The organism is Empedobacter brevis NBRC 14943 = ATCC 43319, assembly GCF_000382425.1.
Lineage (GTDB): Bacteria > Bacteroidota > Bacteroidia > Flavobacteriales > Weeksellaceae > Empedobacter > Empedobacter brevis.
Window position 1 is genome coordinate 41,114 of record NZ_KB908308.1, and the last position, 10,629, is coordinate 51,742.

Annotated in this window: 14 protein-coding genes; 11 read left to right on the plus strand and 3 right to left on the minus strand. The window is 37.5% G+C overall.

From position 1 onward, the window contains the following. Positions 1-8: 8 nt before the first annotated feature. The 11 genes from traK (at position 9) to H277_RS0118065 (ending at position 6,507) form a co-directional block, all read left to right on the plus strand. Positions 9-632, plus strand: coding sequence for a conjugative transposon protein TraK (gene traK, locus H277_RS0118015; RefSeq protein ID WP_026357722.1), 624 nt, complete (start codon positions 9-11; stop codon positions 630-632). Positions 633-643: 11 nt separating this feature from the next. Then, complete coding sequence (locus H277_RS0118020) at positions 644-1,078, plus strand: hypothetical protein (protein ID WP_019977027.1); 435 nt, start codon at positions 644-646, stop codon at positions 1,076-1,078. A 17-nt stretch (positions 1,079-1,095) separates the two neighbouring features. After that, positions 1,096-1,383, plus strand: coding sequence for a nitrogen regulatory IIA protein (locus H277_RS0118025; RefSeq protein WP_026357723.1), 288 nt, complete (start codon positions 1,096-1,098; stop codon positions 1,381-1,383). After that, entirely contained in the window at positions 1,370-2,710 is a 1,341-nt protein-coding gene (gene traM, locus H277_RS0118030; RefSeq protein ID WP_019977029.1) for a conjugative transposon protein TraM, read from the plus strand. The genes H277_RS0118025 and traM overlap by 14 nt, the downstream gene beginning before the upstream one ends. A 24-nt stretch (positions 2,711-2,734) precedes the next feature. Beyond that, a complete protein-coding gene (traN, locus tag H277_RS0118035) occupies positions 2,735-3,628 on the plus strand; it encodes a conjugative transposon protein TraN (RefSeq protein ID WP_019977030.1) in 894 nt (297 codons plus the stop codon). Positions 3,629-3,648: 20 nt separating this feature from the next. Further along, the gene (locus H277_RS0118040; protein ID WP_019977031.1) at positions 3,649-4,209 is read left to right on the plus strand and encodes a conjugal transfer protein TraO; all 561 of its coding nucleotides are present in this window, start codon (positions 3,649-3,651) and stop codon (positions 4,207-4,209) included. 12 nt (positions 4,210-4,221) lie between these two features. Further along, a complete protein-coding gene (locus H277_RS0118045; RefSeq protein ID WP_026357724.1) occupies positions 4,222-4,671 on the plus strand; it encodes a DUF3872 domain-containing protein in 450 nt (149 codons plus the stop codon). A gap of 109 nt (positions 4,672-4,780) precedes the next feature. After that, positions 4,781-5,074, plus strand: coding sequence for a hypothetical protein (locus H277_RS0118050; RefSeq protein WP_019977033.1), 294 nt, complete (start codon positions 4,781-4,783; stop codon positions 5,072-5,074). Positions 5,075-5,251: 177 nt separating this feature from the next. Then, positions 5,252-5,563 (plus strand): helix-turn-helix domain-containing protein, encoded by a 312-nt coding sequence (locus H277_RS0118055; protein ID WP_019977034.1) that lies wholly within the window; start codon positions 5,252-5,254, stop codon positions 5,561-5,563. Beyond that, complete coding sequence (locus H277_RS0118060) at positions 5,544-5,837, plus strand: helix-turn-helix domain-containing protein (protein WP_019977035.1); 294 nt, start codon at positions 5,544-5,546, stop codon at positions 5,835-5,837. The genes H277_RS0118055 and H277_RS0118060 overlap by 20 nt, the downstream gene beginning before the upstream one ends. A 277-nt stretch (positions 5,838-6,114) precedes the next feature. Next, on the plus strand, positions 6,115-6,507 hold the full coding sequence (locus H277_RS0118065; RefSeq protein ID WP_019977036.1) for an ANTAR domain-containing protein: 393 nt from the start codon (positions 6,115-6,117) through the stop codon (positions 6,505-6,507). A gap of 7 nt (positions 6,508-6,514) precedes the next feature. Here the strand turns inward: H277_RS0118065 and H277_RS0118070 are convergent, their stop codons facing one another. The 3 genes from H277_RS0118070 to tnpC all read right to left on the minus strand — a co-directional run. Further along, on the minus strand, positions 6,515-8,509 hold the full coding sequence (locus tag H277_RS0118070) for an ATP-binding protein (protein ID WP_019977037.1): 1,995 nt from the start codon (positions 8,507-8,509) through the stop codon (positions 6,515-6,517). Between the two features lie 168 nt (positions 8,510-8,677). Next, positions 8,678-9,463 (minus strand): hypothetical protein, encoded by a 786-nt coding sequence (locus tag H277_RS0118075; protein WP_019977038.1) that lies wholly within the window; start codon positions 9,461-9,463, stop codon positions 8,678-8,680. Beyond that, on the minus strand, positions 9,464-10,629 hold a 1,166-nt coding region (gene tnpC / locus H277_RS0118080; protein WP_026357725.1), incomplete at its 5' end, for an IS66 family transposase.

Consider the following 10,629-nt stretch of genomic DNA (forward strand, 5'->3'; position numbering starts at 1 on the left):
TCTAAAAAATGGAATTTAAAACACTAAGAAATATTGAAAACAGCTTCAGACAGATCAGGCTTTATGCCATCGTATTTGCCGTTCTCTGCATTAGTGTGGTAGGATATGCCGTATGGCAGTCCTACCGTTTTGCGGAGGAACAACGCCAAAAAGTTTATGTATTGGACAACGGAAAATCGCTAATGCTTGCCTTATCGCAGGATGCAAGTATTAACCGACCTGTTGAAGCGAGGGAACACGTAAGACGTTTTCACGAACTGTTCTTCACATTGGCTCCCGATAAGAATGCCATTGAAAGCAATATGAAACGGGCGTTCAACCTTGCCGACAAAAGTGCCTTTGATTATTACAAAGACCTTTCGGAAAAAGGATACTATAACCGTATCATTTCAGGAAACGTACAGCAGCGTATTGAGGTGGATAGCGTTGTCTGCAACTTCGATACCTATCCGTATGCCGTGCGAACCTATGCCAAACAATTCATCATCCGTTCGAGCAATGTAACCAGACGGAACCTGATCACGTCCTGCTATCTCGTGAACTCTGTCCGTTCCGATAATAACCCACAAGGTTTTAATATCGAAAAGTTTGCCGTAACGGAAAACAGGGACATTGAAGTAATTGAACGCTAAAAATAGAAGTTATGAAACAGTTACTTGACTTAGACACATTCGCACAAAACCTCACGAACAAAGGGTATGACGGCTATTTCCAAACAGAAGCGGCCTATGCCGACAAAATCAAAGATAGCATCAGCAGATTTTTGGAGGCTTGTAATAATGGAACAGACAAACCGATGTTGCCAAACATTCTGATGCTGAAAACCTACTTGGAATGGAATGGCGATGATAAGCAAAAGGTTGAATGCAATATGTGGATAAAGTACAAAGACGGTCTTTTCGATGTTCAGAAAATGAATATTGACAGAATAGACCAGTATGGGCAATTATTGAAGCAATCGAAATTAACGGATCTCACTACAAATTCGGTTCCGACAAGAAAAGAAGCGATTGCACAAGTTTCCGAAAAGCCCAGAGAACAGTTGTCTAACCAAAACAGACGGTTCCGAATGCGATAACCGATAATCATTACAATATGAAAAAATTAAGAGCAAAGATGGACAGGTACTTTGACCGATTGGATGATCGCTGGCGTGAACTGCCTGTACGCAAACAGCACAAGTATACCCTATACTTTTTCTTGGGTTATCTGATGCTTACCGCAGGCGTGATTGCCAAAGTTTGGTACGACACGGGAAAGTCTGAAAACGATATGAAAATCAGGCATATCGAAAACCCTGTACTCAGAAAAGGAGAAAGCCCTGCAAGCTTGCAGGACACATTATCAACCATTTTTAAAAATAAGATTTATGAAAGAAAATGAAAATAAAAAGACGGTGGTTCGGGTAACCGAGGGTAATCCGAAAGAAACCGCTGATGTGCTGCAAGACAGTACGCAGAGCAAAGCCGATAAACTAAAAAAGCCACTCATTTTCGGCTTGATGGGAATTGTCTTTGTAGGCTGTATGTACCTCATATTTAAACCATCGGAAGATAAGAACGAAATCGAAAGTCTTGGACTGAACGATGCCGTTCCGCAGGCTACCGAAGCAGGATTACAGTCGGACAAGCAAAAGGCATACGAGCAGGAAATGCTGGAACAAAAGGATAAGGAAAAACGAAATGCCCTGACAACGCTTTCTGATTATTGGAATACGGACAGCTCCCAGAGTATGGAAGAAGAAATACCTGAAGAAGAGGAAAGCTATCGTTATGGTTCTGAAAGAAATTCCGGCAGATATGGAAATTCTACCTTAAACAGTTACCGCAATGCACAAAGTACATTGGGTTCGTTTTATCAGGACGATAATTCTGAAACAATGGAACTCCGCAGGCAATTGGACGAACTGAAAGATCAATTGGCTGAAAAAGATGTACCAAAAGCTGCAACCATAGATGACCAGCTTGCACTGATGGAAAAATCCTATCAGATGGCAGCAAAGTATCTTCCGCAAGGTACTACGAATACATCAGAAACTCTACCTGTCAATAACAGCAATGCTTCAGGAACTACTACTACTAGTCAAAAAGAACACTTCGTAGCATTTACATCTATGAGGAAAAACACCGTTTCTGCCTTATACCGTGAGCCTACCGATAGTGCATTTTTAGCGGATTGGAGTCAGACAAAAAATCGTGGCTTTTATACCGCAGGTTCCATTGAGCAGGTGGTACAACCGAAAAACAGTATAAAGGCAAGTGTATACGAAACACAAACGATAGTAGGCGAAACAGGTGTACGTCTTCGTTTATTGGAGCCAGCTCAAACACCACAACGAACCATTCCCAAAGGAACGATTGTAACAGCTAATGCCAAATTTCAGGGAGGGCGATTACAGCTAAAAATTACTTCAATAGAACTGGAGGGCAACATCATCCCTGTGGATATTACCATTTACGATTTGGACGGACAGCAAGGTTTACATGTTCCGTATTCGCCTGAAATGAACGCCCTTACTGAAATGGCCGGCAACATGAGCCAACAATCAGGGACAAGCCTGATGCTTACCCAAAATGCCGGACAACAGGTTGCTGCTGATTTAAGCCGTGGCGTGGTACAGGGTATTTCTGGTTATTTCGCCAAGAAAGTAAGAACGCCAAAAGTTACGCTGAAAGCGGGGCATCAGGTCTTCCTCGTATCAAAAAAATAATGTTGAACTCAAATAAATAAAACAATGAAAAATCATTTTAAAACCTTTTGGGCATTCGCCTTCATTATCGGCTTTGCCGTAACATCTTATGCACAGGACAGCATCAGGACACCTCTTGCTCTGGGCAAGATAGAACCTTATCGTATGGAAGTGACCTACGATAAAACTTCACACCTAATTTTCCCGACTGCCATTCGTTACGTGGATTTGGGAAGTGAATACCTAATTGCAGGAAAAGCGGAAGATGCCGAAAATGTATTGCGTGTAAAAGCATCGGTAAGGGATTTTGAAGCGGAAACCAATTTTTCCGTTATCACGAATGACGGACGTTTTTACAGTTTCAATGTGTATTACAGCGGGTATCCCGAAGCATTGAGCTATGACCTTTTGACAATGCAAAAAGCAGTGGACAAAGCCAACGGTAACGATGTGCTTTTTGAAGAATTGGGCAACAATTCTCCCTCATTGGCGGGCTTGCTTTTGGAAACTATTTACAAAAAGGACAAACGCATTGTAAAGCATATTGGGGCTAAGAGTTTCGGCATTCAGTTTATTCTGAAAGGAATTTACATACACAATGGTAAATACTATTTCCATACGGAATTGAGAAATCGCAGCAATGTACCGTTCAATATCGACTTTGTGAATTTCAAGGTAGTTGATAAAAAGGTTGCCAAACGAACCGTAGTACAGGAACGCCCGATGATACCGCTTCGTAACTATAAACCACTTACAGAAATTTCGGGACAAACCACCGAAAAAAATGTTTTCCTGTTAGACCAATTCACTATTGCCGATGATAAGGTACTGTTGGTTGAGATTTTCGAGAAGAACGGTGGTCGTCATCAAACACTTCAGGTAGAAAATTCGGATTTGATAAAAGCCCGATTGATCAACGATATGCATCTGAAATTTTAATAAACCTTTAAAGCGATAATATGAAAAAGTATATCTATACTGTGATGCTTATACTGATAGGCATCACAACCAGCCAAGCGCAACGAATGTTGCCTAAACAAAAAGGATTGGAAGTAAATGTTGGTGTATTATCCGATGATAAAATCGGCAACGATTATTACATCAGCCTTGGTATGACTGTAAACGGCAAAAACGGCAATTATCAGCTATGGGCGTTGGAATATACCCATCAATACCACAACTACAAAGATCTTCGCATACCACAGGAAACCTACACAGCTGAGGGAGGTTATAGTTTCTTTCTTTTGGGCGATGCCCGTAAAAACATCACGCTGAATGCAGCTATAACAGGCGTACTGGGTTATGAAACAATCAACCGTGGCGAAACAATGTTGTATGATGGAGCAAAGGTTTTGAATGAAGACAACTTCATCTACGGAGCCGGTGGAAGGCTCACTTTTGAAACGTACCTGTCAGATCGTTTTGTGTTAGTTCTGCAAGGACGTACTAAGGTCGTATGGGGTACGGATATGAAACAGTTCCGCCCCTCCGCAGGTGTGGGATTAAGGTTTAACTTTTAAAATGTAAAAACAATGAGAGCAATATTCAATAAATTCAGAATAGGCTTATTGCCGATATACTTAATGTTGGCAATTCTCGCAGCTTCGGTTTCTTTGGTATCTTGTAGCAAAGATGATGAACTCGAAATACAGAACGATTTTCCTTTTGAGGTAAATGTAATGCCGGTACCCAAAGATGTTGCCGATGGGCAGACGGTAGAGATCCGCATTACCATACATCGAACAGGAAACTACACGAACACTCAGTATTTTCTTCGCTATTTTCAGTTTGACGGTACAGGAACATTGCAATACTACGATGAACCACCGTACCTCCCGAACGATTTGTATTCATTACCAACAGAGCAGTTTCGCTTGTACTACACTTCAACATCTGCTGTTTCACAATCCTTTGAGGTTTGGATTTCGGACAGCTTCGGGAATGAAAAGCAATTAAGTTTTCAGTTCAATAGTAGTGATTAAGAACAACAACTTTGACAACGACAAAACCGACTTTATAGGTCGGTTTTTTGCTTTTGATTTTCAACCAAGGATGTTTTTGTTTAAATTTATTTGATATAATTTTGACAATATGGATGCAGTTACTTCTCAATTGGTAATGGGAATTATTCCGCTTGTTATCGGTATAGGTCTTATCTACTGGATAAGCCGGAGGAAATTTTACAGACGTAATGCGATGGGTGCAGAGGGCTTTTCGAGTTTTGAAGCATCTGTATTTATCCGTTTTATAGAACGTGTTGGTAAATGGATTGCCTATGCTTTAATTATTCTTGGCGTTGTTATTCTTTGGTCTTATACACAGATGAAAAAAGAAAGGGAGAAAAAACAACAGGAAGTTAAAATTGAACAGCCTACCAAACGTTGATAGAAATTTCCCTATAAACTTATTAACGAATCGGATAACCCAAAAGGCTATCCGATTTTTTGTTTACGGCAAAAGAAAACAGCCAAACACTGCCTCTCAACGCCAATGACTACAACATTTCCCAGTTATGTAATAAGCCATTATAAATTAGACTTCCACAGAAAAATTGAGCAGAATATGGAAGTTATCGCAATACAAAAATCCCTACTGGATGGAATGAAAAACGAGCTGAAAGCACTTTTGGAACTGACCGAAAACGCTACTCGGAAATACACCCCGATTTTCAAAGAAGAGAAATGGCTCGATAACCAGGAAGTGTGCCTGATGATGAACATTACCAAACGGACTTTGCAGACCTATAAGGATAAAGGCTTATTGCCTTACTCCAAGCTTAACCGCAAAAATTATTATAAACTTTCGGATGTGCAGGCTTTGCTAAAAGGCAAACATTCGTATAATACCAATGACAATGGATTTACTGACGAATGAAACCGAAGAAATCATCGAACAACAGGAGATGATAATGCGGTTGCGAAGCCGTATTGAAGAAATATTAAAAAACTACCGCCCCGTAATGAACGGAGAAATATACCTGTCGGGCGAAGATGTATGCAAGCTGTTACACATCAGTAAACGTACTTTGCAACAATATCGTGATGACAATATTATGCCGTATATTCAAATAGGAGGCAAAATCATTTATAAAGAAACAGATTTATTGAGTGTATTGGAGCAAAACTATTGTAGCCAAAAAATCAAATAATCTATGATCAAATTTAGTTTAGGGCATATTTCTATATCGAAATGAGTTTTGTATCTTTGTAGAAGATAGAAAATACTTAAAGTGTTTTTGCTTTAGGTTCCGCATTAGAAACTGGTAATTTTTAAATCCCCGGAACAGATAAGTAAGAACGCTCACGTCATAGGCGTGGGCGTCCGCTTATTTGGGGGATGGCGTACCAGTGCCTTAATGCCGGTAAGTGTGATTGCCTACGCTTTCTTTTTTTGTGTAGGGTTCATGAAAAAGAAAAAATGGCATTATGGATACAATAAACAGACCCAAACAATCTCTGGCATTTATCAATGATAAAAGCCTCATCTTAGATAGTATATGCAATGACCTCTCTGGTTCAGGATTTGAAATACTCTTCCGCTTGGAGCATGTCGAAGATGGAATAACTCAATTATCCGCTTTAAAAGCACTTCCAGAAGTCTGTATCATAGACTTAGATTTTTACGATAATGATGTGCTGGTACAGCTTCAGGAATTAAGAGAAAAATATCCACATATTAAATTGATTGCCCATAGTGATATTGATGATGAGAAAGTTAGCAAGGCTCTTTTAAATATTGGTTTTACGTGTTGTTTATTGGTTGGCAGTGATGTTGCTGATTTTAAAAGAGTTATTGAAATTCAAACAAACAAAACCTAATTAATTATTATTCAAGATGTAACTTTTTGAAGAATATTTTGTTCCTAAGTGTTGCATCGTCCATCATCTTTTTGAAACTAATTACCTCAACATACATGTTGTATCCTCTTAAAAACCCGAAATAACCTTCATCATCAGGACTTTTGGTTAGCGAATGTAATTCCTCAGCGAATTCTCTTATTTTAGGAGTCAAATCACAAACTACATAAGCATAAACTGGTGTCGAATCATTAACTTTAATTTTCTCTAAACCTTCAGGCATTTCGTATTTTCCAGCTCGAATATCCTTTACATATTTTCCAATTTGCATTATCGGGTCATCATCTGTTTTATATGCTTCTCGCTTAGGGCGTTTAAATTCAAAAATAGTTAATGGGTTGCTATAATTGTTATCACCACTTCTAAATGACTGTTTTTTATCAAATACCACTAAATCAGGTTCACCCAAGGCATCTTTCTTCGTAGATATTTTCTTATCTGATGCAATAAACTCAGAGAATATTAAACGTTCGTCCAGCAACCATAAATTATGTTCTTGATAATCACAATTTTCAGAAGTTTTACCCATAGGAAAGATCAGATTATGTATGTCTTTTTCTAATTCTCCTTTGCCATCTTCCTTTCTCTTAAGTAATTGACGAAATGCTTCTAAAACAATTTTTCTGTTGAATACATAATGTGCCAGATCACTTTTTCCAATTTCTGAAATCTTAGAAATTGCTTCCGCCATTTGTCCATTATGAGAAACTTCAGGATTCTCCAAAAGGGTTTTAAGTTCAGCTCTAGTTTTTTGCTCTTTTCTGAATTTTACTTCCTGTAAAGCAAGTTCAATGTTTTCATCTTTTAAATTATATGGAATCGTGGATATATCTAATTCATTTAGATACGGTTTATGCCAAGGAGCTGATTCATTTACGTAATTCCGTATTTGTTCGCTTTTTTTCTGGACACGAACTTGAACATCTTCTCCAAACGCTTCTTTTGAAATTTCACTTGCTTTTCTTTCAATATCTGCCTGCCCGAAAGGGAAATACATATCTTTTGATTCTTTAGGGAAATCAAAAGTTTCACGTTCAAGAGATACATTACTGTCTAAATATTCACCTAGGATATATGTTTTTATTATATAGTTTCTCTTTGTTTTATTATCGTCTTCTTCGAAAAACTCGTCCTCAAATTCTGGAATGTATTTGTAGAGCGGAGTATCTGTGACTTCCCTGTTATGTCCAGTTAAACTCACTCTACTTTTTTGATTACCTGGATAATAAATTTTGAAAACTTTTGCTACAAATTCATATTTCTGAAATTTATCATCTTCAAGTGTGAAATCCTTACTTTTCCAAAGCTTTATTTCATTGATTTCGGTTAGAAAATCGTTTAAGACGATTGAATGATTTCCTTCTGCCTCTTTCAAAATTATGGTTGGAGGAGTGAAAGTATCATTGATAAAGTAAATCAATATCTTATCTAGAATTCTTCTTGCTATCGTTTCTATTTGCTTATCAAAATATTGGCCGGATTTAATATTTTCCAAAGTCAGCACACTATAGCTTTCAACAGCAGTACTTTGCTCGATCTTTTCATCTACAATAATTTCATATTCTCTTCCAAAACGGAAGTAGCGAGATTTTAAAGATTGGTCATTATCTCTAAAAACACTATTTACAAATACATTATTGAAATACTTAACATACATAAATCTACCAAAGCCTTTTCCTCCGATAGACCTTTTGTATTCGCTGTAAAAAGTGTCAAAACTATCTCTATTTTCTTGTGTAAACCCTATGCCATTATCTCTAATTTCAATGCTTTTTACGCTTGGTATCGCATTCTCTATATCTAAAATCTTTTCTCGATGTAGAACTATTTCAATTTTACCATTATCAATTTGTTTTAAAACAATTGATTGGATTGAATTAACAATCGCTTCGATAATCGGAGTGTAAATGTTTGATTTACTACGTATGTTATCAATGGTTCCTTGTATGTTTATTTTACTCATTCTTGACTGTCAGTTTACTTAGTATTTGCAATACGCTTGCTATCTGTACAGTCTGAGAGGCTACACCAAACTTAAAGAGTTAACCAAACATATAACAAAAAACGATTGCCGTTTGTAAATTTATAAAAACTAATTGAAAGCTATTTAAGAGAACACTCAAAAAGTGTTTTAGCTCTCATATACAATATTTACAATTTTATTACCTGATAATTCAAACTTTATTTGTTCATATTTTGAGATACTCGTTTTCCCTTGGTCGATTGAAACAGGATAATACTTTACCCCAACATCCACAAATGGCAGTTTAAAGCTCCAGGATGATCTTATTTTTAAATTTTTACCACACAATTGCTGTTCAGAAGTTTCAAGATATTTTTTAAATTCAATAATACCCTGAACTCTATTATCTGTTACATAATTTGTTCGTTTTTGAAAACTGATGTTTTCATCAAGATTTTTCAAAATATCGTCTATTACAGAATTATTACAAGCATTTATAAAATCTCTTATAATTTTCCGTGGTAACTTCTGTACTTCTCGAATTGCTTTCTTTTTATCTTCCTGAAATACTGAAAAGTCCGCATCTACCAAATCATGAATTTTGTAGTATCCTGAATGGAAAGCTTCTAAAGGGGATTTATAAAGTTTATCCTTTAAAATATCAGCACTATCATCTTCATTTTTTGTTTTGAAATCATCTAACAACAAAAAACCTTGTTCTTCAGTTGCTTTATTAATACCGTTGACAATATTTACATAATAATATTGCTCATGGTCATCGAATAAGACTTTTATTACGGGATTAAATTTTTCAACTTTTTTAACGGACTTTTTTACAAGATATTTAGTTTCATTTAAAGGATTCTCAATTCGTCTTCCCCAACCATCTGTCGAAAATTCTGATTGATACCGGGATATCTGAATTCTAATTTCTTTTCGTATCCCCCCGACCAACTACATCTTTGCTAGTTCATCTATTTTTTTATAATTCTGCGGGTAGAGGTCTTTTAAATTTTTGTGGTTGATGGATTGGATGTTTTCCAAAGTATATTTAAGCCAGTTGTACGGATTAACTTCGTGTTTTTTACAGATGGCAAAAAACGAATAAATCATCGCGGCGCGTTGGGCTGCATCATGGCTTCCGGCGAAGAGATAATTTTTTCGGCCAAGGGCTAACGGACGAATGGCGTTTTCTACCAAATTATTGTCGATTTGCAAATTTCCATCGTATAAATAGGCAGACAACGCATCCCATCTAGCGTAAGCGTAAGCCATCGCTTTGCCGATTTGACTTTTAGGAAGGGTGTTTTTAATCTCTTCAAAAATCCATTTTCCAAGTTTGTTGATGGTTTCAAGAGAATGGGATAATCGTAAATCTTTGATTGCTTCTGCCGTAAGATTTTCTTCTTTAGCTTTGCGTTCTACCGCGTATAATTTTTGGATAAGCAACAAGGCTTTTTCGGCTCTGGGTTTGTCGTTATCTAATGCTTTTTCAAACTCACGGCGGGCATGCGCCCAGCAAGCCAAGTGCGTAACACCGTTTTTTCGAGCGTATTTTTCGTATACAGCGTAGCCATCGGTTTGTAGGTAACCAATAAAATCTTTTAAAATAGGTAAAGGCGCACTGCTGCCGCGCGTTGCACTGTAATCGAACAACACGGTGCCTTCAAGCGGCGCGTGATATACCCAATAATAACCTTGGTGGGTAGCGCCTTTTTTGTCGCTGTCCAACACTTTTATCGGACTTTCATCAACCTGTAAATAGCCATTTGATTTGGTATCGAAAACCAACTGTTCATAAAGCGGTTCCAGTTTATTGAGCGCTTCTTTGGTCCAACCTTCAATAGTGGATGAAGCTATTTGGATGTTTTCTCTCGAAAATCGCTGTTTTTGACGATACAATGGTAAATGATCTACATATTTGTCGGTCAAAATCATCGATAAAAGTCCGGCACCAGGGATGCCTTTGTCAATTACGCGCTCGGGAAGCTCGCCAATTACAACGCCTTCTCGGTTTTTAGCGGCATATTTGTAGCGAATGTAGCGTTTGATGTAAAATCGGGCAGGTTGACATTCCAGTTCTTCGGTAATTTCTTTGCCAATGCAAACCATTTCAGAAA

Coding starts and splice junctions, on each gene's coding strand:
- traK (WP_026357722.1), top strand. CDS start 9: ATGGAATTTAAAACACTAAGAAATATTGAAAACAGCTTCAGACAGATC.
- H277_RS0118020 (WP_019977027.1), top strand. CDS start 644: ATGAAACAGTTACTTGACTTAGACACATTCGCACAAAACCTCACGAAC.
- H277_RS0118025 (WP_026357723.1), top strand. CDS start 1,096: ATGAAAAAATTAAGAGCAAAGATGGACAGGTACTTTGACCGATTGGAT.
- traM (WP_019977029.1), top strand. CDS start 1,370: ATGAAAGAAAATGAAAATAAAAAGACGGTGGTTCGGGTAACCGAGGGT.
- traN (WP_019977030.1), top strand. CDS start 2,735: ATGAAAAATCATTTTAAAACCTTTTGGGCATTCGCCTTCATTATCGGC.
- H277_RS0118040 (WP_019977031.1), top strand. CDS start 3,649: ATGAAAAAGTATATCTATACTGTGATGCTTATACTGATAGGCATCACA.
- H277_RS0118045 (WP_026357724.1), top strand. CDS start 4,222: ATGAGAGCAATATTCAATAAATTCAGAATAGGCTTATTGCCGATATAC.
- H277_RS0118050 (WP_019977033.1), top strand. CDS start 4,781: ATGGATGCAGTTACTTCTCAATTGGTAATGGGAATTATTCCGCTTGTT.
- H277_RS0118055 (WP_019977034.1), top strand. CDS start 5,252: ATGGAAGTTATCGCAATACAAAAATCCCTACTGGATGGAATGAAAAAC.
- H277_RS0118060 (WP_019977035.1), top strand. CDS start 5,544: ATGGATTTACTGACGAATGAAACCGAAGAAATCATCGAACAACAGGAG.
- H277_RS0118065 (WP_019977036.1), top strand. CDS start 6,115: ATGGATACAATAAACAGACCCAAACAATCTCTGGCATTTATCAATGAT.
- H277_RS0118070 (WP_019977037.1), bottom strand. CDS start 8,509: ATGAGTAAAATAAACATACAAGGAACCATTGATAACATACGTAGTAAA.